The sequence below is a fragment of the Nocardioides psychrotolerans genome (assembly GCF_943371775.1).
In the GTDB taxonomy this organism is placed as follows: Bacteria; Actinomycetota; Actinomycetes; order Propionibacteriales; family Nocardioidaceae; genus Nocardioides; species Nocardioides psychrotolerans_A.
Genome location: NZ_CALRWD010000027.1, coordinates 24,965 through 47,605, shown reverse-complemented (window position 1 = coordinate 47,605; position 22,641 = coordinate 24,965). Strand labels below are relative to the sequence as shown.

The 22,641-nt window shown below is 71.4% G+C and carries 23 protein-coding genes and 2 tRNA genes; 11 read left to right on the top strand and 14 right to left on the bottom strand.

Annotated features, from left to right (window positions below; translation table 11 throughout):
- Positions 1 to 166 precede the first annotated feature (166 nt).
- The gene (locus tag AAG827_RS10065) at positions 167 to 2,191 is read right to left on the bottom strand and encodes an ATP-binding protein (RefSeq protein WP_341925805.1); all 2,025 of its coding nucleotides are present in this window, start codon (positions 2,189 to 2,191) and stop codon (positions 167 to 169) included.
- A 103-nt stretch (positions 2,192 to 2,294) separates the two neighbouring features.
- On the opposite strand from AAG827_RS10065, the gene AAG827_RS10060 reads away from it, so the two are divergent.
- From AAG827_RS10060 to AAG827_RS10050, 3 genes are all read left to right on the top strand, one after another.
- On the top strand, positions 2,295 to 3,866 hold the full coding sequence (locus AAG827_RS10060) for an NAD(P)/FAD-dependent oxidoreductase (RefSeq protein WP_341925804.1): 1,572 nt from the start codon (positions 2,295 to 2,297) through the stop codon (positions 3,864 to 3,866).
- Positions 3,867 to 3,943: 77 nt separating this feature from the next.
- A tRNA-Lys gene (locus AAG827_RS10055) sits at positions 3,944 to 4,019 on the top strand.
- Between the two features lie 78 nt (positions 4,020 to 4,097).
- A complete protein-coding gene (locus AAG827_RS10050) occupies positions 4,098 to 4,931 on the top strand; it encodes an SGNH/GDSL hydrolase family protein (RefSeq protein WP_341925803.1) in 834 nt (277 codons plus the stop codon).
- 23 nt (positions 4,932 to 4,954) lie between these two features.
- Here AAG827_RS10050 and AAG827_RS10045 read toward each other — a convergent pair whose 3' ends face one another.
- On the bottom strand, positions 4,955 to 6,529 hold the full coding sequence (locus AAG827_RS10045) for a SpoIIE family protein phosphatase (RefSeq protein WP_341925802.1): 1,575 nt from the start codon (positions 6,527 to 6,529) through the stop codon (positions 4,955 to 4,957).
- A 165-nt stretch (positions 6,530 to 6,694) separates the two neighbouring features.
- Here AAG827_RS10045 and AAG827_RS10040 point away from each other — a divergent pair, with 165 nt between their 5' ends.
- The 4 genes from AAG827_RS10040 (at position 6,695) to AAG827_RS10025 (ending at position 10,599) form a co-directional block, all read left to right on the top strand.
- Positions 6,695 to 7,102 (top strand): hypothetical protein, encoded by a 408-nt coding sequence (locus AAG827_RS10040; protein ID WP_341925801.1) that lies wholly within the window; start codon positions 6,695 to 6,697, stop codon positions 7,100 to 7,102.
- Between the two features lie 34 nt (positions 7,103 to 7,136).
- The gene (locus AAG827_RS10035; RefSeq protein WP_341925800.1) at positions 7,137 to 8,420 is read left to right on the top strand and encodes an ATP-binding protein; all 1,284 of its coding nucleotides are present in this window, start codon (positions 7,137 to 7,139) and stop codon (positions 8,418 to 8,420) included.
- Positions 8,417 to 9,040, top strand: coding sequence for a response regulator transcription factor (locus tag AAG827_RS10030; protein WP_341925799.1), 624 nt, complete (start codon positions 8,417 to 8,419; stop codon positions 9,038 to 9,040). The genes AAG827_RS10035 and AAG827_RS10030 overlap by 4 nt, the downstream gene beginning before the upstream one ends.
- A 71-nt stretch (positions 9,041 to 9,111) precedes the next feature.
- Positions 9,112 to 10,599 (top strand): MFS transporter, encoded by a 1,488-nt coding sequence (locus AAG827_RS10025; protein WP_341925798.1) that lies wholly within the window; start codon positions 9,112 to 9,114, stop codon positions 10,597 to 10,599.
- Here AAG827_RS10025 and AAG827_RS10020 read toward each other — a convergent pair.
- From AAG827_RS10020 to AAG827_RS09990, 7 genes are read right to left on the bottom strand one after another with little or no spacing between them, the layout of a single operon-like run.
- Positions 10,559 to 13,003: a penicillin acylase family protein gene (locus tag AAG827_RS10020; RefSeq protein WP_341925797.1), complete on the bottom strand. Its 2,445-nt coding sequence runs from the start codon at positions 13,001 to 13,003 to the stop codon at positions 10,559 to 10,561. The two genes, AAG827_RS10025 and AAG827_RS10020, sit on opposite strands and share 41 nt — an antisense overlap.
- A gap of 58 nt (positions 13,004 to 13,061) precedes the next feature.
- Complete coding sequence (locus tag AAG827_RS10015) at positions 13,062 to 13,361, bottom strand: co-chaperone GroES (protein ID WP_341925807.1); 300 nt, start codon at positions 13,359 to 13,361, stop codon at positions 13,062 to 13,064.
- A 40-nt stretch (positions 13,362 to 13,401) separates the two neighbouring features.
- Positions 13,402 to 13,650: a DUF3618 domain-containing protein gene (locus AAG827_RS10010; protein ID WP_341925796.1), complete on the bottom strand. Its 249-nt coding sequence runs from the start codon at positions 13,648 to 13,650 to the stop codon at positions 13,402 to 13,404.
- Positions 13,647 to 14,402: an ABC transporter ATP-binding protein gene (locus AAG827_RS10005; protein ID WP_341925794.1), complete on the bottom strand. Its 756-nt coding sequence runs from the start codon at positions 14,400 to 14,402 to the stop codon at positions 13,647 to 13,649. The genes AAG827_RS10010 and AAG827_RS10005 overlap by 4 nt, the downstream gene beginning before the upstream one ends.
- Before the next feature lie 24 nt (positions 14,403 to 14,426).
- Positions 14,427 to 15,095 (bottom strand): cobalt ECF transporter T component CbiQ, encoded by a 669-nt coding sequence (gene cbiQ, locus AAG827_RS10000; protein ID WP_341925793.1) that lies wholly within the window; start codon positions 15,093 to 15,095, stop codon positions 14,427 to 14,429.
- A gap of 1 nt (position 15,096) precedes the next feature.
- Positions 15,097 to 15,429, bottom strand: a complete 333-nt coding sequence (locus tag AAG827_RS09995; RefSeq protein WP_341925792.1) for a PDGLE domain-containing protein — start codon at positions 15,427 to 15,429, stop codon at positions 15,097 to 15,099.
- Positions 15,426 to 16,112, bottom strand: coding sequence for an energy-coupling factor ABC transporter permease (locus tag AAG827_RS09990; RefSeq protein ID WP_341925791.1), 687 nt, complete (start codon positions 16,110 to 16,112; stop codon positions 15,426 to 15,428). Before AAG827_RS09990 ends, AAG827_RS09995 begins: the two co-directional genes overlap by 4 nt.
- Positions 16,113 to 16,191: 79 nt before the next feature.
- Between AAG827_RS09990 and bcp the strand changes: the two genes are divergently transcribed.
- From bcp to AAG827_RS09975, 3 genes are all read left to right on the top strand, one after another.
- The gene (gene bcp / locus AAG827_RS09985) at positions 16,192 to 16,665 is read left to right on the top strand and encodes a thioredoxin-dependent thiol peroxidase (protein ID WP_341925790.1); all 474 of its coding nucleotides are present in this window, start codon (positions 16,192 to 16,194) and stop codon (positions 16,663 to 16,665) included.
- Positions 16,666 to 16,675: 10 nt separating this feature from the next.
- Positions 16,676 to 16,757: transfer RNA gene (locus tag AAG827_RS09980), tRNA-Leu, on the top strand.
- Between the two features lie 30 nt (positions 16,758 to 16,787).
- Entirely contained in the window at positions 16,788 to 18,014 is a 1,227-nt protein-coding gene (locus tag AAG827_RS09975) for a hypothetical protein (RefSeq protein WP_341925789.1), read from the top strand.
- An 11-nt stretch (positions 18,015 to 18,025) separates the two neighbouring features.
- Here the strand turns inward: AAG827_RS09975 and AAG827_RS09970 are convergent, their stop codons facing one another.
- Entirely contained in the window at positions 18,026 to 18,616 is a 591-nt protein-coding gene (locus AAG827_RS09970; RefSeq protein ID WP_341925788.1) for a 1-acyl-sn-glycerol-3-phosphate acyltransferase, read from the bottom strand.
- A 60-nt stretch (positions 18,617 to 18,676) separates the two neighbouring features.
- On the opposite strand from AAG827_RS09970, the gene AAG827_RS09965 reads away from it, so the two are divergent.
- Positions 18,677 to 19,555, top strand: coding sequence for a bile acid:sodium symporter family protein (locus tag AAG827_RS09965; RefSeq protein ID WP_341925787.1), 879 nt, complete (start codon positions 18,677 to 18,679; stop codon positions 19,553 to 19,555).
- Here AAG827_RS09965 and rdgB read toward each other — a convergent pair.
- From rdgB to AAG827_RS09945, 4 genes are read right to left on the bottom strand one after another with little or no spacing between them, the layout of a single operon-like run.
- On the bottom strand, positions 19,525 to 20,151 hold the full coding sequence (gene rdgB / locus AAG827_RS09960; protein WP_341925786.1) for an RdgB/HAM1 family non-canonical purine NTP pyrophosphatase: 627 nt from the start codon (positions 20,149 to 20,151) through the stop codon (positions 19,525 to 19,527). The genes AAG827_RS09965 and rdgB overlap by 31 nt on opposite strands.
- The gene (gene rph, locus AAG827_RS09955) at positions 20,148 to 20,870 is read right to left on the bottom strand and encodes a ribonuclease PH (protein ID WP_341925785.1); all 723 of its coding nucleotides are present in this window, start codon (positions 20,868 to 20,870) and stop codon (positions 20,148 to 20,150) included. Before rph ends, rdgB begins: the two co-directional genes overlap by 4 nt.
- A 59-nt stretch (positions 20,871 to 20,929) precedes the next feature.
- Positions 20,930 to 21,703 carry an ABC transporter permease gene (locus AAG827_RS09950; protein WP_341925784.1) on the bottom strand — a complete coding sequence of 258 codons (774 nt, stop codon included), beginning with the start codon at positions 21,701 to 21,703 and terminating at the stop codon, positions 20,930 to 20,932.
- The gene (locus tag AAG827_RS09945; RefSeq protein ID WP_341925782.1) at positions 21,700 to 22,614 is read right to left on the bottom strand and encodes an ATP-binding cassette domain-containing protein; all 915 of its coding nucleotides are present in this window, start codon (positions 22,612 to 22,614) and stop codon (positions 21,700 to 21,702) included. The genes AAG827_RS09950 and AAG827_RS09945 overlap by 4 nt, the downstream gene beginning before the upstream one ends.
- Between the last annotated feature and the right edge of the window lie 27 nt (positions 22,615 to 22,641).

The following is a 22,641-nucleotide window of genomic DNA, read 5'->3' as shown; positions in this document are numbered from 1 at the left end:
AGCCCTGCGGGGCGGTGCTGACCTGCCACACCGGCCGGGGCTGGTCGCCGAGCCCGGGCGGGCGCAGGCGATCGAGCACGGTCAGGTCGTCAACGGTGATTGCGGGCACGGCGCCCACCTCCTTCACGAGTCATCTGGCCCAACAGTAGTTGAAAGTTGAATATTCCTAGGTGACGACCGGCAGCCGCACGCGGAATGTCGTGCCGCTGCCGGACTCGCCGCTGGTGAAGTCGATGCGCCCGCCGTGCTGCTCGACGATGGCGCGGGTGATCGAGAGCCCGAGGCCGCTGCCGGGGATGGCCTGCTTCTGGGCCAGGGTCGAGCGGAAGAAGCGGGTGAACAACCGGTCCTGCTCCTGCGCCGGCACCCCGATGCCGGTGTCCCTCACCAGGATCTCCGCCTCGTCGCCGTCGACGGCGAGCGAGAGCCGGATCGCACCTCCGTCGGGGGTGAACTTCACGGCGTTGCTGAGCAGGTTGAGCACGACCCGCTCGATCATGTCCCGCTCCCCCAGCAGCGGGACCGGCTCGTCGGGGAGCACCAGCCCCACGTCGAGGTCGCGGGCGCTCCAGCCGGGCGCCACGACCTCGAAGGAGGCGCGCACCGCCTCGGTCAGGTCGAAGACGCGGTCGGAGTGGACGAAGCCGTCGCTGTCGACCCTCGAGAGCGTCAGCAGGTCGTCGATGAGGCCGAGCAGCCGCGTCGTGTTGTCCGAGACCCGGTGCACGGCGTTGACCTGGCCCTCGGTGAGCTCGCCGTAGTCGCCCTCGCCCAGCATCTCGAGGTAGCCCAGGATGCTGGTCATGGGCGTGCGCAGCTCGTGGCTGACGCTCGAGACGAAGGCGTCCTTGACGGCATCGACGTCACGCAGCCGGTCGGCCGCCTGCCGCTCTGACTCCAACGCCTCCTCGAGCGCGCGGCGGGCCTCGACCTGGTCAGTGACGTCCTCGGACGTGCTGACGTAGCCGGTCGTGCGTCCCCGGTCGTCGACGATCCGCGACAGCGTCATCGCGTGCATCCGCTCGACCCCGTCCTTGCGCACGAAGCCCAGCAGGGTGCCGGCATGCTCCGGACCGATGAGCGCCTGCGCGACCAGGTCGAAGTCGTCGGCCACACCGACCTCGAGCGCCTTCGCGCTGATCGACGCCTGCGTGTGGAGCATCCGTGTCGTGCGCCCGAGCACGTCGTCCAGGTCGTAGCCGAGCAGGAGCTGGGCGCCGGGGTTGAACAGGGTGACGCGGCCGCGCTCGTCGGTGCCGATGATCGCGACGCCGGTCGCGCCGTCGACGATGCGCTGCACCTTGTCGCGCTCGGCCGCGGCGATGCGGGCGCTCGCGATCTGCTCACCGACCCGGATCATCAACGGCACCACGATGATCACGCAGGTGATGGCGAAGGAGGCCAGCAGCACGCCGCGGGCGTCGACCGGGAGGCCGTAGCGGACCGGGACGTCCGCGAAGGGACCGTTGCCAGCGGTCGTCATGAAGATCGCGAACGCCACCACGGCCACCAGCTGGCCGAGGGCCTCACGCGGGCTGATCCGCAGCGCGCCCCAGGCCAGCACCGGGATCGCCACGAACACGACCGACGGGAAGTCCTGGGGAAGGAACACCACGGGGGTCACGACGAGGATCGACAACCACTGGAGCAGTCGCTCGCCGGGCCCGGCCACCGACTCCTGGTTGGGGAGGCGACAGAAGAACGGGATTAGCGTCAGGTTGGAGGCCAGGTGGGCGGTGCCGATCGATGCCGCCACGAGCCCGGGGCTGCCCCAGTCGGTGACCGCGGAGGTCGCACAGCCGATCGCTGCTGCCACCACGCCGCCGGCCACAGCCGAGGCGAAGTAGGCCCGCAGGTCGGTGTCGGAGCGCAGGTCGGGCTTCTCGCCCGCGCCGTCGGTGAACAGGCGCGAGACCACCAGCGCCTCGAGCGCGCTGCCCAGGGCGAAGCCGGCGGCGACGTCCAACGGACGGCCCCCGAGCCAGATGGTGAGGAAGGCGACGGCGGCGATGCCGACGACGATCGCCGCCGTGTGGCGGCGTCGGGCCACCAGCAGGCAGCCGGTCGCCAGGCCCGCGGGCCAGATGCCCGTGACCCGGCCGCCCTCGGGCGCACCCCACACCGCGATGAACCCGAAGAGGGCCATCAACGCGGCCACGATCCACAGCCGCACCACCCAGGACGTCGGCACCGGTGACATCCCTCCCCCGTAGCTCCCTCTGCCATCAAAGCGCACGACGGCCCCCGACGTGGGCGAACTCGGCCACGCCGCACCGGTGCCGTAGGTTCTTGCGGTGAGCTCAGCACGCAAGCACTACGACGCCGTCATCGTCGGGGGCGGCCACAACGGCCTGGTCTCCGCGGCCTACCTCGCCCGCGCGGGGCTGTCGGTCCTGGTCCTCGAGCGGCTCGCGCACACCGGGGGCGCAGCCGTCTCAGCGGCCGCCTTCCCGGGTCGCGAGACCCGCCTCTCCCGCTACTCCTACCTCGTCTCGTTGCTCCCCACGCGGATCATCGAGGACCTCGGTCTCGACCTCGCGCTCGCCTCGCGCGCCACCGCGTCCTACACCCCGGTCGTCCGAGACGGCCGCGCCGGCGGCCTGTTCATCGAGCACGAGGAGGGCGAGGCGACGCAGCGCTCCTTCCGCGAGCTGACCGGCTCGGAGACGGAGTACGAAGCCTGGCGGGAGTTCTACGCCGACGTCGCCGAGCTGGCCCACGTCGTCTCCCCCACGCTGACCGAGCCCCTGCCCGTCGAGCGCGCCGTCCGCGACCGCGTCGACCCCGGCATCTGGCGCGACCTGGTCGTCAACCCGCTCGGCGCGACGATCCAGGAGCGTTTCCGCGACGACACCGTGCGCGGCGTCGTCGGCACCGACGGCCTCATCGGCACCTTCGCCTCGCTCCACGACCCCTCACTCATCCAGAACCGCTGCTTCCTCTACCACCTGATCGGCAACGGCACCGGCGAGTGGCGGGTGCCGATCGGTGGCATGGGTGCGGTCACCACCGAGCTGCACCGCGCGGCCGTCGACGCCGGGGCCGAGATCCTCGTCGACGCCGGGGTGAGCCGGATCCAGCCCGTCGACCAGGGCGGCTACGTCACCTGGCACGACGCGGCCGGCGCCCACACCGTCATGGGCGGCACGGTCCTGGCCAACGTCGCCCCCTGGGTGCTCAAGATCCTCCTCGGCGAGCAGGAGGACCCGGCCACCAAGCCCGAAGGTGCCCAGCTCAAGATCAACTTCCTGCTCGACCGGCTGCCGGCGCTGAAGTCGGGCATCGACCCCGCCGTCGCCTTCTCGGGGACCCTCCACCTCGGCGAGGACTTCACGCAGCTCGAGACGGCGTACGACGACGCGGCCGCGGGGCGGGTGCCCACGACGATGCCCGGCGAGGTCTACTGCCACTCGCTGACCGATCCCTCGATCCTCGGCGACGTGCCGGCCGGCACCCACACACTGACCTACTTCGGGCTTCACACGCCCGCGTCGCTCTTCGTCCAGGACCCCGAGGGCGCCAAGGCGCTGGCCGTCGAGCGGGCGATCGCCGCCCTCGACGAGCACCTCGTCGAGCCGATCATGGGCTGCGTCGCCCGCGACGCCCACGGCGAGCCGTGCATCGAGGCCAAGATCCCCCAGGACGTCGAGCGCGACCTCGCCATGCCCGGCGGCCACATCTTCCACGGCGACCTCGAGTGGCCCTGGGCGGCCAACCGCGCGCGTCTCGACACCCCCGCCCAGCAGTGGGGGGTGCAGACCGAGCACCCGCACGTCCTGCTGTGCGGATCCGGCGCCCGCCGCGGCGGCGCCGTGTCCGGCCTCGGTGGCCACAACGCCGCCCAGGCCGTGCTCGCATCGCGTTGACGCGTGCACATCGCGCCGACTCGGCCCCGATTTTTCCCGACCGCCGTCCGCTGGTAATGTCTGCGTCGCTTCACCGCGCGGCATTAGCTCAATTGGCAGAGCAGCTGACTCTTAATCAGCGGGTTCGGGGTTCGAGTCCCTGATGCCGTACCACCCACCGGGCCGGACATCCTCGATGTCCGGCCCGGTGCCATTTCACGTCCGTTCACCGCGGGGGTGCATGGTGGGTCCATGCGCCGCATCGCTCTGACCCTGGCGCTCGGCCTGGCCTCCGTGGCCGGCGTGCTCCTCGCACTGCGCGAAGGCTTCCGCCACCAGGCCCGCATCGCGCGCCGGGTGATCGGCAAGCCGCTGGGCGAGGACCCGCACTCGGCGGACCGCACCTACAAGAAGGCCTACGGCGACCCGCTCGAGCTGCTGCTGCTGGGTGACTCGATCGCGGCCGGTCTCGGGGCCGAGACGGCGAAGCAGACCCTCGGTGCCCAGCTGGCCCGGCGACTGGCGAAGAGCACGCGCCGCGCCGTGCGGCTGCACACAGCAGCCTTCGTGGGTGCCGAGAGCTCGATGCTGCGCGCCCAGCTCACCTCGCTGCCGCGGCACTACCGTCCGGACGTCGCGGTGATCGTGGTCGGCGGCAACGACATCACCCACCGGGTGAAGACCTCCGAGTCACGTCGCCACCTCGCCGAGGTCGTGGGGGCGCTGCGCGAGCGCGGCACCCCCGTGGTCGTCGGCACCTGCCCGGACCTCGGGATGCTCACCGCCGTGCCCCAGCCGTTGCGCTCCCTGGGCAGCCGCGCGTCGCGGCAGCTGGCGAGCGCGCAGCGCGAGGTGACGACCGAGCTGGGCGGCATCGCCGTCAGCCTCGCCGACGTGGTCGGCCCGTTCTTCATCGCCCAGCCCGACGAGATGTTCGCGGTCGACCGGTTCCACCCCTCGAGCGCGGGCTACCGCCGCACGGCCAAGGCGTTGCTGCCCAGCGTGCTCGCGGCCCTGGGCGCGACCCACGAGCTGCCGTGGGGGCACCACGGTCCGGCGGACGAGTCCCGCCTGAGTCCCGCCTGACTCCCGCCTGACTCCCGCCTGACTCACTGCGGCGCGCGCACCACCAGCAACGCGATGTCGTCGGAGAAGCGCTCCCCGAGCTGACCGATGATGTGCTCGGCCAGCTGAGCGGCGCCGAGCTCCTGCTGACCGGCGACGGTGTCGCGCAGCCAGGCGAGGCCCGCGTCGAAGGAGGCCTCGCGTCGCTCGACGAGGCCGTCGGTGTAGAGCAACAGGCTGGCGCCGGGCGCGAGCGAGCACTGCTGGTCACGGCGCGCGGCCGTCGGCTCCGCGCCGAGCAGCAGGTCGTGCTGGGAGTCGACGACGCGCACGCTGCCGTCCGCCTCCAGCATCAGCGGAGGTGGGTGGCCGGCGTTGGACCAGGTCAGACCGAGCGCCTGGTCGGCCGTGGCCGAGCGATCCACCCGCACCAGCAGGGCCGTGGCGACGGCGTCGACCTCGAGCCCGTCGATGGCGCGGTCGAGCCCGGAGAGCACGGCTGCGGGGGTCGCGTTGGGCAAGGTGTAGGCCACGCCGCGCACGAGGTTGCGCAGCTGCGCCATCGCGGCCGCGGCACGCTGGTCGTGGCCGGCGACGTCGCCGATCGCGAGCATCTGGCTGCCGTCGGGCAGCAGGAACGCGTCGTACCAGTCACCGCCGACCTGGGCGAGGTCGGACGCGGGCACGTAGCGCACGGCCACGTCGAGCTCGAGGGAGCCGGCAGGTCGGGTCAGGAGTGCCTTCTGCAGCGCCTCCGACAGGCCCCGCTCGGCCTCGAGGCTGCGGACCCGGGTGAGGGTCTGGCCCAGGTTGGCCGCGATCAGGCGCAGGAAGTCGAGGTAGAGGCCCGTCGGCTCCAGCTGCTCGCTGAGCCGCACCACGAGCATCCCGCCCAGGCTCAGCGGCAGCCACGCCACCGTGCTCGCGCCCTCGCTGTCGAGGTGCAGGTCGACGCCCTCGGCGATCGCCGGAGCCGGGCCGAACGGCGAGGTCTCGCGCACCGGCCCTCCTGGCAGCCGGATCTCGACCTGCGGGAGGTCGGCCGGGTCGGTCGCCAGGACCGCCGCAGCCCGGGCGGCCACCGTGTCGTCGTCCTCGGCGGAGGACAGCGTGTCGGAGAGCTGGGCCAGCATCGCGAGACGACGCCGGGTGATGACGTAACCGGTGGTCTCCACCGAGATGTCGAGGATGCCCTCGATGCGACCGTCGTCCCCCCGCACGGGCGAGTAGGAGAAGGTGAAGTAGCACTCCTCGAGGTAGGACGAGCGCTGCAGCGGGAGGTAGGTGTCCTCCACCCAGGTGGGCACGCCCGTCTCCAGCACCGAGTGCAGCATCGGGCCGACCACGTCCCAGGCTTCGGGGAACACGTCCTCGCACCGGCTGCCCAGTGCCTGCGGGTGCTTGGCGGCGATCAGGTCGGCGTAGCCCTGGTTGTAGACGAGCACCATCTCCGGTCCCCAGATCAGGGTCACGGGGAAGCGGGTGCTCAGGGTCAGGTCCACCGCACTGCGCAGGGCCGGGCTCCAACCGTCCACCGGACCGAGCGGGGTGCTCGCCCAGTCGACCGCGTCGTACGCCGCACTCAGCGCGCCCGCCTGGGCGAAGGGATGGGGTCTCACTGGCGCAATCTAGCGGAGCGAGAGCGCCTCAGAAGGCAATGCGCACGGACTCGCGCAACGGTCTCCGTCCGCTGGTCGTAGTACCCGCGACCAGTGGCCGGTGCCACCGCGACCGCCGGAGCCTGGAGTCACATCCCCAGCACCGCCGACACCGAGGAGAACCCGATGAAGATCCGAAGCACGACACCCGCAGCCATCGCCGCGGCTGCCCTCCTGGCAGCCACCCTCCCCCTCGCCGTCGCCGGGAGCGCCCAGGCCAGCGGGTCCGACGGCCGCGTCATCAAGACCGGCTCCTGCTCGGGCTCGACCAGCTGGAAGATCAAGGCGAAGCCCGACGACGGCCGGATCGAGGTCGAGGCCGAGATCGACAGCAACCGGACCGGCCAGAGCTGGGACTGGGTCCTGCTCCACGACGGCGGCGTGACCGCCCGGGGCACCTCGGTCACGCGCGGTCGCAGCGGGTCGTTCTCCATCGAGCGCCGCACCGTCGACGCCGACGGCACCGACCGATTCACCTTCCGCGCGGTCAACCCCGCGACGGACGAAGTCTGCGTCGCCAAGGTCGCCCTCTGACCGGCGACGCTTCGGGTCGCCATACTGGTCCGTCATGACCGGACCACGGCGACTCGTCAGCAGCCCGGTGGCGCAGTACCTCGCCATCGGGCTGCTGGCCCTTGCTGCGATCGTCGTGGCGACGCAGACCCTCTCCGGGCGGGCTGCCCGTGACGAGGCGCTCGACGACGCGCGGGCCACCACCGAGGTGCTGGCACTCTCCGTCGCGGAGCCGGCGCTCCCGCGCGGTCTCGTGGCCGGGCGGATCAGCGCTGTCGACCGCTTCGACCGGGTCGCGCTGGACCGGCTGCTCGTCGAGGACGTCCGGCGCATCAAGATCTGGGCGGAGGACGGCACCATCCTCTACTCCGACGAGGTGCGCCTGATCGGAGACCGCTTCGAGCTCGGCCCCGAGGAGCTCGCGATCCTGCGCGACGGTGGCTCGGAGGCCGACGTGTCCGACCTCGGCGAGCCGGAGAACCGGTTCGAGCCACCGGGCGAGGGACTGGTCGAGGTCTACACGCAGATCGTCAGTCCCGAGGGCCAGCCCCTCCTCTTCGAGACCTACTTCTCCGCCGACCGCATCGACGCCCGGCAGGCGGAGGTCATCGCCCCCTTCCGACGCATCACCATCGGCGGGCTGGTGCTGCTCGTGGCGATCGCCACCGCCATGCTGTGGGTCATGACGCGGCGCGAGGCACGAGCCGCCGCCGAGCGTGAGCGGCTGCTGCGCAACGCCGCGACCGCCTCCGACGCCGAGCGCCGGCGCATCGCCCGGGACCTCCACGACGGAGTCGTGCAGGACCTCGCCGCGTCGGCGTACGCCGTGGCGACCGTCGCGCGTGACGCCTCGCCCGAGCACCGCGAGACCCTGCTCACCACCGCCGGCTCGCTGCGCAGCAGCATGCGCGGGCTGCGCTCCTTGCTGGTGGAGATCCATCCCCCGGACCTGTCGGTCACGACGCTCGACGCCGCCCTCCAGGACCTCTGCGCCCCGGCCGCAGCCGCCGGCGTCGAGGCGTCGGTCCACGTGGCGCCGCTCGACGGCGTCAGCGAGCAGAGCGCCGCCCTGGTCTGGCGCGTCGCACAGGAGGCCGTGCGCAACGCCCTGCGCCACGCTGCCGCGTCGACCCTGCGCATCGAGGTCCTGCGCACCGGGGACCGGGTGGTGCTGGAGGTGGCCGACGACGGGCGGGGCTTCGACCCGGAGGAGGTGCGCGAGGAGACACGCTACGGGCTGCGCGGCCTCCAGAGCCTGGCCCACGACAGCGGCGGCTCCCTCGAGGTGCGCTCCTCCCCCGGCACCGGCACGACGGTCCACCTCGAGGTGGGCGTGTGATCACCGTCGTGCTCGCCGACGACCACGCCGTGCTGCGCGGCGCCCTCGCCGGCTACCTCGCCGGCGTCGAGGACATCGAGGTGGTCGGCACGGCCGCCGACGGACAGGGCGCGGTCGACCTCGTCGCCGAGCTGCACCCCGACATCGTGCTGATGGACCTGCAGATGCCCGGCATGGACGGCGTCACGGCGACCCGCGAGATCGTCGCGCAGGGCGGCACCGACGTCCTGGTGCTCACCTCCTTCTCCGACTCCGAGCGGATCGTGGCCGCCCTCGACGCCGGGGCACTGGGCTACCTCCTCAAGGACGCCGAGCCCGACGAGGTGGTGGAGGGTCTGCGCCAGGTGAGCCGCGGCGAGTCGCCGATCCACCCGCGAGCCGCACGTCAGCTGCTCGGCGCCCGACCCGCCTCTCCCACCTCGGTCAACCTCAGCCCCCGCGAGATCGAGGTGCTCGTGCTGGTGCGCCGGGGCCTGGTCAACAAGCAGATCGCCCGCAGGCTCGGGATCACCGACCGCACGGTCAAGTCGCACCTCACCTCGGTCTTCAACCGGATCGGGGTGCAGGACAGGACGCAGGCGGCTGTCTGGGCGGAGCGCAACGGCCTCGGCGACGACTGAGGCGGATCACCACCACTCCCCTACACTCAGCGGTTGGTTGCACTCGGCAACCAACCGTCGAGGAGCGTCCCATGTCCAGGCCCGGCCGCGGAGCCATCACCTTCACCGTCCTCGCGGTCTCGGTGTCGTCGTTCTCCTTGCTCCAGTCGATGATCGTCCCGGTGCTCGCGACCATCCAGACGGAGTTCGACACCGACCAGACCACTGTCACCTGGGTGCTGACCGGCTACCTCCTGAGCGCCTCCATCGCCACCCCGTTGCTCGGGCGGATCGGCGACGTCGTCGGCAAGACGCGGATGCTCGTCATCACGCTGAGCGCCCTCGTGCTGGGGTCGCTGCTCGCCGCACTGGCGCCCAGCATCGGGTGGCTGATCTTCGCGCGGGTGGTGCAGGGCGCCGGTGGCGGCGTGCTCCCGCTCGCCTTCGGCATCGCCCGCGACGAGTTCCACGACAACGTCGCCACGGCCCTGAGCGTGCTCGCCTCGCTCACGGCGGTCGGCTTCGGCGTCGGGATCGTGATCGCCGGCCCGATCGTGGAGGTCTTCGGCTTCCGCGGGCTCTTCTGGATCCCGATGGGCGTGGTGGCACTGGCCGCGGTCGCCGCCCGGCTGTTCGTGCCCGAGTCGCCCGTGCGGACGCCCGCACGCCTGCCGATCCTGCCCGCCGTGCTCCTCTCGGTGTGGCTGGTCGCCCTGCTGCTGGCGCTCTCCGAGGGCAACGTGTGGGGCTGGTCGTCACCGCGGATCCTGGGGCTCCTCGCCCTCGCCGCGGTCGGCCTCGTCACCTGGGTCGCCGTCGAGACCCGGGTGCCGGTGCCGATGATCGACATGCGGATGATGCGCCTGCGCGGCGTCTGGACGACCAACCTGGTGGCGGCCTTCGTCGGCTTCGGCATCTTCGCGGCCTTCGGCTTCCTGCCCCAGCTCCTCCAGACCCCGGAGGCGGCCGGCTACGGCTTCGACGCCTCGATCTCGGAGTCCGGGCTCCTGCTCGTGCCCTCCGCGATCGCGAGCTTCCTGGTCGGCTTCTTCACCGCACGGCTGATCCACGCGGTCGGCGCCCGCACCGTGATCGTGACCGGCACCCTGACGACAGCGGCGTCGTTCGTCTCGATCGCGCTGTGGCACGACACCACCTGGCAGCTCTATGCCGCCACCACGGTCCAGGGCCTGGGCTCGGGCCTGATCTTCTCCAGCCTCGCCGGGGTCGTGATCGCCTCGGTGCCCCAGGAGCAGACCGGGGTGGCGAGCGGCATGAACGCCAACATCCGCACCATCGGCGGCTCGGTCGGCGCCGCGGTGATGGCCGGCATCGTCACGGCCCAGGTGGGGCCCACCGGGATCCCCGACGAGAGCGGCTACACGATCGGCTTCTTCGTGCTGGGTGCCGGCATGCTCCTCGCCGCCGTCGCCGCGCTCTTCATCCCGGACCTGCGCGACCAGCCGACCTCGGGGCCGCTGCAGGACGCCGACAACGCCGAGCTGGCCTTCCTGCCCGGCGCCCCGAGCATCCCGGGCGTCAGCCCCGCACCACGAAGGACCGCACCAGGTCCTTCCTGATCTGGGCGTCGGTCCACGCGAAGCGCACCCAGCGCCCCTGGGAGAAGAGCCTGGTCTGGTCGCTGGACCAGCGTGAGCGCGGGTTCTCGTCCTGGCTGTAGGTCAGGATCGTGCGGGCGTCGACCCGACCACCGTCGAGGAACGAGATCGCCTGGATGTGCGACGAGCCGTAGGTGATCGCGCGATACTTCCCGCGGTTCTGCACCGGCGTGCGCGACGCCAGGGCGTTGGCGTTGCCGACCGAGTCACCCGTGCCACCACCCAGCGGGAGCGGCGGTGCGCCGCGGTCGCCCGCGACCTGGAGCGAGCCCCACGTGGCGTCGAACGGGATCTTGCGCGCTCGCAGCGAGGCGATCGCGTCGCTCATCGCCTGGACCACCTGCGGGTTGTCGCTGGCGAGTCCCCGCGGTGTGTTGAGCGGGTCGGCGGGCGAGAACGGCACGGTCCACACGGTGTCGGCCAGGCCGAGGGGCACCGTGGGCAGCCGCGACACGAACTCCTCGAAGATGTGCGTGCCGACCGATGTCGTCTCCGAGCGTCCGTCCCACTTCTTCAGCACGGCGCAGGCCCGGGTCTCGCCGGTCTGCGCGCAGACGTCGTCCAGCGCACCGCCGGCGCGCATGACCTCCGCCGCACGCAGGCGATTCTCGTGCTGGTGGCTCCGGAAGCTCAGCGGAGTCTCCTTGCGGTTGCCGCGCAGCCGGTCGATGACGTATTGCGACACCATCCGGGTGCGCATCGTCCGGACGCAGCGCTCGCAGCCGATGATCTGGTCGTAGCCCTCGAGCCGCGAGGCCGGGTTGGGCAGCCAGTAGGAGTCGTTGGCGTTCATCACCCAGTCGCGACGCACCACCGACGGCAGGTTCCTCGGGCCGAAGATGCCCGGGCGCTGCGCGTCGGCGTCGCGCCCCCAGGCGCACGAGGAGTCGGCGAAAGTGCCGTCGAGGCCCGGCAGGCCGGCGACCTGGTTGAGCACCCGCCCGACCGGGGTCATGCACCGCTGGGCCATCTCGTTGGTCACGTGCGGGACGACCGAGTGGTCGGCGTAGAGGACGTCACCGAAGCGGTCGGCCGCCGTCGTGTTGACCCAGGGCATCCCGCCGCCGGCGTCCTGACGCCGCAACAGGTCGCGCACGGTGCGGGCCTTGCCCATGTCGAGGAACGTGTCGACCGTGCGCAGCTGCTCGCCGTTGGCGTCGCGGATCGCCCAGACGCTGCCCGGGCCCCAGGGCATCAGCAGCGCCGGTGCGTCGATCACGTAGCCCTGCGGTGTGCGGTAGAGGTCCTCGGTCACCGTGCCGACCGAGCCGTCGGCCCGCTTCACGCGCACCTTGACGGTGCGCCGCTGGAGCTGTTGCGGGCCGGCGTCGGTGAGGTAGGTCGTGGGGCCGACCGTCTTGTACTCGTAGGGCGTGAAGCGGTAGGCCGTGGAGACGGTGTGGCTCCAGGCGACGTCCTTGTTCCACCCGATGTTGACCGCCGGCGAGCCGATCAACGAGGCGCCCGCCACGTCGTAGGAGCCGGGGATGGTGAGGTGCTGCTGGGTGAAGTGGTATCGGCCGCGCCACGGGAAGTGCGGGTTGCCGAGCAGCATCCCGCGCCCCGTCGACGTCTCGGCCCCGCCGACGGCGGTCGCGTTGGAGCCGAAGGGTGCCTCGGGGTCGCGACCCAGGCCCTTGAGCAGCGCCGCGCGGTCGACCGCGGAGGCGCGCACCGGCAGCTCGGGAAGGCCAGGGTCGGTGGCCGACGGCGGGTCGGCGTCGACGATCTCCTTGACGAACACGCCCGCGGAGGCGAGCAGGTTGGCGAGGTAGACGCCGTACCAGAGGTCGATCGCGGTGGCGTTCGGCGTGAGGTAGGCCGCCTTGCGGCAGGCCGGGTCGGTGACGGTGTTCGTGCGGAGGTACTTGTTGATGCCGGCGACGTAGCCGTCGACCATCTGGCGCGACTCACGCCCGGGTCCGGCCTTCGAGGCGAGCAGCTTCTCCACGACACGCCGGTTGCGCAGGTCGGTCACGAACGCGTCGACCTGGAGGTTGGACGCCTCGAGCGTCACCTGGTCGTCGTAGCGCCCCTGCGGTCCGAAGAAGAGCGACCTCTGGCCACGGCCGGTGACCAGCGTGTCGGCCAGCGTGCAGATCGACGCCGACGCCGCGGCGTAGCCGCTGCCGAAGCCGAGCGAGCCGAAGTCCTGGGCCGTGATGTGGGGGATGCCGTGCTTCGTGATCCGGATCTTGGCCTCGTACGACGGCGCCTGCCGCTGCACCTGGACCGCGGCGGCGGCCACCGGGGCCGGTGCGCTGGGGGCAGCGCCGGCGCTCGTGGCGACGACCGCACCTCCCGGCACCAGGGTGCAGGCAGCCAGCAGGCCGACGATCGGGCGGGTGACGCGGTGTCGGAGCATGACGGCTCAACGCCACCGTGTGACGGGGGTTACGGCCAGAACTGCAACGTGTTGCAGGCTAGAGGTAGAGACCGGTCGGCTCGTCGCCGAGGCGGTCGGCGGCCACCGCGTGCACGTCGCGCTCGCGCATGACGACGTAGACCTCGCCGTGGACCTCGACCTCGGCCTTGTCCTCGGGGTCGAAGAGGACTCGGTCACCGACCTCGACGGCGCGCGCGTGCGGGCCGACGGCGACGACCTGGGACCACGCCAGGCGACGTCCGCCCATGGCGGCCGTGGCGGGGATGACGATGCCGCCGGAGGAGCGTCGCTCCCCGGCCTCCTTGTCGATCTCGCAGAGGACCCGGTCGTGCAGCATCTTGATGGGTCGCTTGTCGCTCACGAGCGGCTCCTGCAGGTCAGTTGACGACCTTGCGGATCACGACGAAGAGCACGATCACCCCGACGACACCGCCGACGGTCTTGAGGATGTTGTCGGTGCGGGGCTCGCCGGTCGCGGCGTCGACGTAGTGACCCTTGATCTGGGCCACCTCGCGGCTCGCGATCGTCTTGGGGCTCGAGCGGTAGAGGAGCTGGTCGATGGTGACCGCCAGCCGCTCGCGGGTCGCTTCGATCTCGGCCTCGAGGTCAGACAGCTCTTTGCTCACTGCGGGAGGGTATCAATGCCGCGAGGGTCGAAGCCGAACGGGAGCTCGAGACGGTGGGCACGCATCAGGGTGTCGTCGGTCAGGACGTCGTAGGTCCGACCGTCGGCGACCACGTGCCCGTCGCTGAGGACGACCGCTCGGGGGCACAGCTCGAGGGCGTAGGGCAGGTCGTGGGTGACCATCAGGACCGTCACGTCGAGGGAGCGGATGATGTCGGCGAGCTCGCGCCGCGAGGCCGGGTCGAGGTTGGAGGACGGCTCGTCGAGCACCAGGATCTCCGGCTCCATCGCCAGCACCGTGGCCACCGCGACCCGCCGGCGCTGGCCGAAGGAGAGGTGGTGCGGTGGACGGGCGGCGAAGTCGGCCATGCCGACCAGGTCGAGCGCGGTCATGACCCGCGCCTCGAGGGCGGCCCCCTTGAGGCCGAGGTTGGCCGGACCGAACGCGACGTCGGCGCGGACCGAGCCCATGAAGAGCTGGTCGTCGGGGTCCTGGAAGACCACGCCGACGCGGCGCCGGATCTCCTGGAGGTTCTCCTTCGCCACCGGCAGCCCGCTGACGCTGACCGAGCCGACGCCCGCGGTGAGGATGCCGTTGAGGTGCAGCACCAGGGTCGTCTTGCCGGCGCCGTTGGGCCCGAGCAGCGCGACCCGCTCGCCCTGGTGGACGTGGAGGTCGACGCCGAAGAGCGCCTGGTGGCCGTCGGGGTAGGCGTAGGCCAGGCCCTGGACGTCGAGGACGGGCACGCTCATCTGACCACTCTCATCTGGGCACTCTCATCTGGGAAGCTCCCCGGTGTAGCCCCGCGAGAGCATCGCGAGGTGGACCCGCTCGCCGCGCTCGTAGGAGCGGATGAACAACGAGCCGAGCGTGCGAGCCAGCGTGGGCCAGCTGCGCGGGGACCGCGGGTCCATCCCTCGCGAGCGCATGGAGACCATCATCCGCCCCAGGTCGGCGGTGACGACGTCGAGGTAGCGGATCATGAAGCCCATGATCTGCACGATCAGGTCGGGCATCCGCAACCGGCGCAGCCCGACCAGCACGTCGGCCGGCTCGGTCGTCGCGGCCAGCGTCAGCGAGGCCATGACGCCGAGCGAGCCCTTCACGGCCAGGCCCCAGGCAGCCAGCAGCCCGGGCTCGGAGACGCTGACCCCGAGCACGTCGACCTGCGGGCCGGTGGCGATGAACGGGATGAGCGCGGCGAAGACCAGGAAGGGCACCTCGATGACCATCCGGCGCACGACGTAGAGCACCGGCACCCGTGCCGTCAGGATCACGGCCACCACCACGAGGACGTAGCCACCGAAGACGGGGAACCAGTCGCGGGGCGTGGCCACGACGGTGAGCATGAAGCCCACCAGGAGCAGGATCTTCAGGTGCGCCGGCGCCCGGTGGACCGGGCTGTGGCCGTGGAAGTGCAGCCGGTGGCCGTGACCGGCGCCCACGTCAGCGCCCGGCTTCGACGGAGTCGTTGGCTGGGTCGTCGGCGGGCGTGCGGCGTCGTACGGCGTAGGCGACCCCGCCCGCGATGACCAGCGTCAGCAGCACGCCGATCACGCCGGCCAGTCCGCCACCGAGACGCTCGTCGTCGACCCCGGCGGTCTGGTAGTCCGCGAACGGGCTGTCGGAGGTCGGTGAGTCCTCGGCGGAGTCGAGGAAGCCGGTCTTGCCGGCGACGTACTCGAGGCCGTCGGGGTGGCTGCTGGCGTAGTAGCTGCCGAACCCGGCGACGAGCAGGGCGACGAGCACCCCGGTGATGACGAAGGTGCGGGTCCTCATGCCGCCACCGTCCGGATCTCCAGCTCGGCCGCGGGCACCAGCGTCCGGGCGCCGTGCACCAGGTCGGGGCGCACGGCCACGACCGAGGCCACGACCAGGCCGGTCACGATCGCCTCGCCGATCCCGATGACGGTGTGCCAGCCGAGCATGGCCACGAGCACGTCGGAGGTCTCGACCGGGGCCGTGCCGCCGACGGCGAAGAGCAGCGTGAAGACGGTGGCGGCGACGGGCACCGACATCAGGGCACCGATCGCGGCGGCGGGCGCGATGGAGGAGAGCCGCTTGGGCAGGACCGCGGCCACGAGGCGGAAGACGAGGTAGCCGGCGAAGCAGCCGACCAGGGCCATCAGCACGATGTTGGTGCCGAGCGCGGTGATCCCGCCGTCGGCCATGAAGAGGGCCTGGACCAGCAGGACCACGCTGATGCACAGCGCCCCGGTCCACGGCCCGACCAGCACCGCCGCGAGCGCACCACCGAGGAGGTGGCCGCTGGTGCCGGCGCCGACGGGGAAGTTGATCATCTGGCCCGCGAAGATGAACGCTGCCACGAGACCGGCCATCGGGGCCGTACGGTCGTCGAGCTCGGTGCGGGCCTTGCGCAGGGCGAAGGCCACCCCACCAGCCGCGACCACGCCGGTCGCGATCGACGTCGGTGCGTCGAGGAAGCCGTCAGGCACGTGCATGGCACTTCTCCGGACTCGATAGGTTGGCGGTCAAGCCCACCGTACGTTATTGCACATAACTCGCAACAAGGAGCACGTCGTGTCCGATGCCCGCCTCGCCCCCGGCGACGCCGCCCCCGACTTCACCCTCGCCGACGACACCGGCGCCGAGGTCACGCTCTCGGACCTGCGCGACCGTCGGGTGATCGTCTACTTCTACCCCGCCGCCATGACCCCCGGCTGCACCAAGCAGGCCTGCGACTTCACCGACTCCTTGGAGTCGCTGAAGGCCGCCGGCTTCGAGGTCCTGGGAATCTCGCCGGACAAGCCCGAGAAGCTCGCGAAGTTCCGCGAGAAGGACGGCCTGGGCATCACCCTGCTCTCCGACCCCGACAAAGCGGTCATGAAGAGCTATGGCGCCTTCGGGGAGAAGAAGCTCTACGGCAAGGTCGTGGAGGGGGTCATCCGCTCGACCTTCGTCGTCGCCGAGGGAGGCGCGGTCGAGCTCGCGCAGTACAACGTGAAGGCCACCGGTCACGTGGCCAAGCTGCGCCGCGACCTCGGCCTAGACTGAGCCCTCGCTCGCCGGAGTGGTGGAATTGGCAGACACGCAGGTTTTAGGTACCTGTGCCTTCGGGCATGGGGGTTCGAGTCCCCCCTTCGGCACTGCTGTGACCGACACTTCCGGAAGGCACCATGGAGCTGCACGAGAACCTCTACGAGCTCGGTCTCACCTCGGGCCGCGGTGTCTTCGACGACGCCGACCTGCTGCGCGCCGCGCTCGACGACTACCTCGACGAGGCTGCCGCGTCGACGGGTGACATCAACCTGCTCGTCGACGCCGTGCGACTGGGCGCCTTCCGGATGATGCAGAGCACGATCGACAGCGGGGCCGAGCCGGCACGGGCCGTCGAGTCGGCCGGCGACATGCTCGCCCGCGATCGCGGCACCTCCGACGTCGCCGCCGCCCGCTGGGCCTGCGCGGTGCTCGGCTTCGCGGTCGGCAAGGTGAGCGCCACCGACGTCCGCCGCTTCGACCGGACCATCACCCAGCCCCGACCCCCGGCCTTCCCGCCGGCGACGACCCAGCAGCCGCCCGCTCCCCCGACCCAGGCGCCCTGGCCGGTGCAGTCGCCCACCGGCCCCCCGCCCTCCTCGCCGCCGCCGGGCTCGTGGCCGCCGCCCTCACAGCCGCAGTACGCCGGGGGCTACCCGCCGGCGTACGCCTCCGGACCGACCGCCTCGGGGAAGAGCAGGACACCCTGGATCCTGGCCGCGGTGGCCGCCGTCGTGCTGATCGCCGTCGTCGGCGGGCTGTTCGCCATCCTGTCGGGCGGCGACGACACCGTCGAGACCGCGACCGACGACCCCTCGACCTCGGCACCCACCGCCCCGACGCCGCCGACGCCGCCCAACGAGTCGGAGTCGCCCGTGACCCCGAGCCCCACCCCGCTGCCGACGATCCCGCCCAACCCGCTGATCGGCAGCGGCTACGCGTTCACCTTGCCCGACGCGTGGACCGACATCACCGAGGAGATCCTCTCGGGCGGTCAGTCAGGCGCGACCGACAAGGCGATCGCCTGGGGGCAGAGCTTCGAGGGCGCCCGGGCCAACCTGATCATCGAGACCGGCTTCGCCGGCGGCGAGACCGACCCCGAGGTCATCCGCCCGACCTGGGAGAACAACATGGTCGGCGCCACCGGGGCCACCCCGGTCGACAACGGTGACACCACCATCGACGGCGAGAAGGCCGTGTCGGTGCTGATCTCCCGGGTCAACGAGAACGGTGTCGCGATCGAGCAGTACGGCTACCTGACGATCCACGACGGCGACCTCTACTCCATCATCCTGTCGACCCAGGAGGGTGACCAGAAGGCCCAGGACACCTACGCCGACATCGTCGAGAGCTGGACCTGGCAGTAGTCGGGGGGCGGTCAGGCCGGCTCGACCGGATCTTCCTCGCGCAGTCGCGGCGTCGTCGCCAGCTCGGGGCGGATGCCGCGCTTGTCGGCGTAGAAGGCGCGCACCTTGTCCATGTCGGCTCCGACGTCGCCGGTGACGGGGAACGTCGGCCCCCAGCCGACGACCCGCGTCGGGCCGTCGACGAACGCCAGCGTGATCGGCAGGCCGGTCTGCTGGGAGATCCGGTAGAAGCCGGACTTCCAGTAGTCCACCTTGCTCCGGGTGCCCTCGGCCGCCAGGCCCAGCAGGAACGTCTCGTCGGTCTCCGCGTCGGCCAGCAGCGCCCGGATCGTGCCGCCCGGGTTGGCCCGGTCGAGCGGGACCGCGCCCGTGGCGCGCATGACGTAGCCCACCGGCCCCTTGAAGAACGACTCCTTGACCAGCAGCCGGATCTGCACGTTGCTGTCCCACGCGAGCAGGATCGTCAGGACCCAGTCCCAGTTGGAGGTGTGCGGAGCGCCGACCAGGATGCCCTTGCTGGGCACCTCGCCGGTGGTGCGCCAGCGGGCGAGCTTCAGAGCGACGCGCGCGAAGGTTCTGCGGAGGAGGAAGTGTCGGGCCATCGCGCGAACCTATCGCGCTTCCTCCGTGTGACCGGGGTCACCCTCGACTAGGGTCCGGCCATGGACTCCGCGTTGACCGAGATCGGGCTGCCCGTCGCCCTCGCCATCATCATGTTCGGCCTCGGACTGGACCTGACCCTGGCCGACTTCCGGCGAGTGGGCACCCAGCCGAAGGCGGTCGTCGTCGCGCTGGCCTGCCAGCTGGTGCTGCTGCCGATCGTCTGCTTCGGGCTGGTGGTCCTCTTCGACCTCCCGCCCCTGCTGGGCATCGGCATGCTGCTGCTCGCGGCCTCCCCCGGTGGCACGACCGCCAACCTGTTCAGCCACCTCTTCCGCGGCGACGTGGCGCTCAACATCACCCTGACCGCCATCAACTCCATCGTCGCGATCGCGACGCTGCCGTTGATCACCAACCTGGCGATCGCCTACTTCGACAAGTCCGAGTCGGTCTCGATGCCGCTGGCCGAGGTCGTCAAGGTGTTCGCCCTCATCCTGGTGCCGGTGGGCATCGGCATGCTCGTGCGCGCCAGGAAGGCGTCGTTCGCCGCGGCCATGGACAAGCCGGTGCGCATCGCGTCGGCCGTCATCCTGGCCATCCTGGTGCTCGGCATCCTGCTCGGCGAGCGGGAGCGGGTCGGCGGCTACCTCGCCGACGTCGGGATCGTGGCAGCCCTGTTCTGCGCGATCAGCCTCGTCGTCGGCTACGCCGTGCCACGCGCCTTCGGCGTGCGCGAGGGACAGGCCATCGCCTCGTCCTTCGAGATCGGGGTCCACAACGGGACCCTGGCGATCTTCGTCGCCGAGAACGTCCTGGAGGTCAACGAGATCGCCGTCCCCGCTGCGGTCTACTCGATCATCATGTTCGTCATGGCCGCCGGCTGGGGCGCGATCATCAGCAGGCGGGTCGGTCAGGGAGAGCCGAGCAACGCCGCGACCTGAGGGGCGATCTCGCGCAACGCCTTGCCCCGGTGGGAGATCGCGTCCTTGTCCTCGCGGCTCAGCTCGGCCGTCGTGAGGCCCGGGCGGTCGTCGGCGACGAACAGCACGTCGTAGCCGAAGCCTCCGTCACCGCGCTCCTCGCGCAGCACGGTGCCGTCCATGCGGCCCTCGACCACGATCTCGCGACCGTCGGGGTGGCAGAACGCGACGGCACAGGCGAAGTGGCCGGTGCGCCGCTCCTCGGGGACGTCGGACAGCTGGGACAGCAGCAGCGTGTTGTTGCGGTCGTCGTCCTTGGGCGGGCCCGACCAGCGCGCCGACAGCACGCCCGGCATGCCGTTGAGCGCGTCGACGCACAGGCCGCTGTCGTCGGCCAACGTCGGCAGTCCCGTGACCTCGGCACCCGCGCGCGCCTTGAGCAGCGCGTTGCCGACGAAGGTCGGGGCGTCCTCGACCGGCTCGTCGTACGACGGCACGTCGTCGAGGCCGACCACCTCGATGTCGGGCACCTGCTCGCGCAGGATCCGGTCCATCTCGGCGAGCTTCTTGGCGTTGCGCGAGGCCAGGAAGACGCGGGTCGCGGAGCCGCCGGTCAACGGGCCAGTGCCTCGTGCTGCATGAGGGTCAGGTCGGCGCAGCCCTTCTCGGCCAGGGCGAGCAGCGCGTCGAGCTCGGCGCGGTCGAAGGCCGCGCCCTCGGCGGTGCCCTGGACCTCGACGAACTTGTTGTCGCCGGTCATCACGACGTTCATGTCGGTCTCGGCGCGGACGTCCTCGACGTAGGGCAGGTCGAGGCGCGGCACGCCGTCGATGATCCCGACGCTGATGGCCGCCACGGAGCCGGTGAGGGCCTGCGGCACGCCGAGGTGGGCGCAGGCGTCGGCGAGAGCGATGTAGGCGCCGGTGATCGCCGCGGTGCGGGTGCCGCCGTCGGCCTGGAGCACGTCGCAGTCGAGCTGGATGGTGTTCTCCCCCAGCGCCTGGTAGTCGATGACCGCACGCAGCGAGCGGCCGATCAGGCGGCTGATCTCGTGGGTGCGGCCGCCGATGCGGCCCTTGACCGACTCGCGGTCGGAGCGGGTGTTGGTGGAGGCGGGGAGCATGGCGTACTCCGCGGTGACCCAGCCCAGGCCGGAGCCCTTGCGCCAGCGCGGGACGCCGGTCGAGGCCGACGCGGCGCAGAGCACCTTGGTCTTCCCGAACTCGATCAGCACCGACCCGGCCGCGTGGTCGAGCCAGTTGCGGGTGATGGTCACGGACCGGAGCTCGTCGTCGGCCCGGCCGTCCTCGCGGGGGGTGCGCTCAAGAGACGTCATGCGCCCGACCCTAGTGGGGGTCGGGCGCACGACGGTGATCGGCTGCTGCGGGGTGGGACCTACTTCACCTCGGCGCGCATCACACGCGCCCACCCCGCCATGAACGGCACCACGATCCAGATCAGGGACGTGGTGAGGAGCTGGGCGTACTCCTCGCCGGTCAGCCCCTGGTCGCCCCCGAAGGAGTTGAAGAGCGGCTGCTGCGCCGTCCCGAGGTCGAACCACGGAGCGACGTCGCGGAGGAACGGCACCAGCGCGAAGACGATCGACGAGGCGATGGGCAGCACGAAGAACGTCACGATGGCGGCCGGGGTGTTGAGCAGGATCAGGCCGTAGGCCAGCCCTTGGAGGACCGTGAGCAGCTGGAGCGCGAGGAAGAGCAGGAAGATCTTCGCCGAGAGTCCCTCGAAGCCCTCGCTGGCACCACCCAGGACCGTCGCGAGCGCGGCGATCACGATCGCCGCGACGAAGGCGGCCAGGCCGAGGATCAGGGCAGCGACGGTCTTGGCCGCGATCACCTTGGTGCGCGAGGGCGCCAGGGCGAAGGTGACCATCGCGGTGCGCTGGCTCCACTCGCTGGTCACCAGCAGGATCCCGAGCACCGGGAGCAGGAAGCCCTGGGGCGTCGAGGCGATGCCGATGAAGTTGCCGAAGATCCGCTCGTCCGCGTCGGCGACCAGGAAGAAGATGATCATGAACAGCGCGGTGATGCCGACGATCGCGCCGAGCAGCCAGCGACCGGCGCGGGTGTCGGCGGTCTTGCGCAGCTCGACGGAGACGAGGCGGGTGAAGGGGATCTGCGCGGTCCCGGAGACGTCCAGGGTCATGCTCATGCCGAGGCTCCTTCGATGTGGCCTTCACGTTGGGTGTCGGAGGTCAGCTCGAGGAAGAGGTCCTCGAGCCCGGCGCCTCCGAAGCGCAGGTCGGTCAGCACGATCCCGGCCTCGAGGGCAGTGCGGCCGATCTCGACGGCGGGCGCCTCGACCTTCAGCCCCTCGCCCGCGGCGGTGACGCTGAAGCCCTTGCCCTGCAGGGCGGTGGCGAGCGAGGTGTTGTCGAGCGAGGTGACCAGGCTGGAGGGTGCACCGCCGCGCTCGAGCAGCGTCTTCTTGTCGCCCTGGGCCACGATCTTGCCGCGCCCGATGAGGATCATCTCGTCGGCGATCATCTCGACCTCGTGGAGCAGGTGGCTCGAGAGGAGCACCGTGCCGCCGCGGTCGGCGTAGCCCTTGAGCAGGCCGCGCATCCAGCGGATGCCGGCCGGGTCGAGGCCGTTGGCCGGCTCGTCGAGGATGAGCACCGACGGGTCCCCGAGCAGCGCGTGGGCGATGCCGAGGCGCTGCTTCATGCCGAGCGAGTAGTTGCGCAGCCGGCGCTTGGACTCGTCGGGGCTCAGCGAGACCAGCGCGAGCATCTCGTCGACGCGCGAGTCGGGCAGCCCCATGGTGCGGGCACCGATGGTGAGGATCTCGCGACCGCTGCGACCGGCGTGCTGGGCCGAGGCGTCGAGCAGCACGCCGACGTGACGACCGGGGTTGGGGATGTCGTGGTAGAGGTGACCACCGATCGTGACCCGGCCCCGCGACGGCGGGGTGAGCCCGACCATGATGCGCATGGTCGTGGTCTTGCCGGCCCCGTTGGGGCCGAGGAAGCCGGTGACGCGGCCGGGTTGGGCCACGAAGCTGATGTCGTCGACGGCGGTGAAACCGCCGTACGTCCTGGTGAGTCCTTCGACGTGGATCATGGCTCCAGCCTGCCCCACGTCGCGGTC

Coding starts and splice junctions, on each gene's coding strand:
- AAG827_RS10050 (WP_341925803.1), top strand. CDS start 4,098: ATGCGCCGCATCGCTCTGACCCTGGCGCTCGGCCTGGCCTCCGTGGCC.
- AAG827_RS10040 (WP_341925801.1), top strand. CDS start 6,695: ATGAAGATCCGAAGCACGACACCCGCAGCCATCGCCGCGGCTGCCCTC.
- AAG827_RS10035 (WP_341925800.1), top strand. CDS start 7,137: ATGACCGGACCACGGCGACTCGTCAGCAGCCCGGTGGCGCAGTACCTC.
- AAG827_RS10025 (WP_341925798.1), top strand. CDS start 9,112: ATGTCCAGGCCCGGCCGCGGAGCCATCACCTTCACCGTCCTCGCGGTC.
- AAG827_RS10020 (WP_341925797.1), bottom strand. CDS start 13,003: ATGCTCCGACACCGCGTCACCCGCCCGATCGTCGGCCTGCTGGCTGCC.
- AAG827_RS10015 (WP_341925807.1), bottom strand. CDS start 13,361: ATGCTGCACGACCGGGTCCTCTGCGAGATCGACAAGGAGGCCGGGGAG.
- AAG827_RS10005 (WP_341925794.1), bottom strand. CDS start 14,402: ATGAGCGTGCCCGTCCTCGACGTCCAGGGCCTGGCCTACGCCTACCCC.
- AAG827_RS09995 (WP_341925792.1), bottom strand. CDS start 15,429: ATGAGGACCCGCACCTTCGTCATCACCGGGGTGCTCGTCGCCCTGCTC.
- AAG827_RS09990 (WP_341925791.1), bottom strand. CDS start 16,112: ATGCACGTGCCTGACGGCTTCCTCGACGCACCGACGTCGATCGCGACC.
- AAG827_RS09975 (WP_341925789.1), top strand. CDS start 16,788: ATGGAGCTGCACGAGAACCTCTACGAGCTCGGTCTCACCTCGGGCCGC.
- AAG827_RS09970 (WP_341925788.1), bottom strand. CDS start 18,616: ATGGCCCGACACTTCCTCCTCCGCAGAACCTTCGCGCGCGTCGCTCTG.
- AAG827_RS09965 (WP_341925787.1), top strand. CDS start 18,677: ATGGACTCCGCGTTGACCGAGATCGGGCTGCCCGTCGCCCTCGCCATC.
- rph (WP_341925785.1), bottom strand. CDS start 20,870: ATGACGTCTCTTGAGCGCACCCCCCGCGAGGACGGCCGGGCCGACGAC.
- AAG827_RS09950 (WP_341925784.1), bottom strand. CDS start 21,703: ATGAGCATGACCCTGGACGTCTCCGGGACCGCGCAGATCCCCTTCACC.
- AAG827_RS09945 (WP_341925782.1), bottom strand. CDS start 22,614: ATGATCCACGTCGAAGGACTCACCAGGACGTACGGCGGTTTCACCGCC.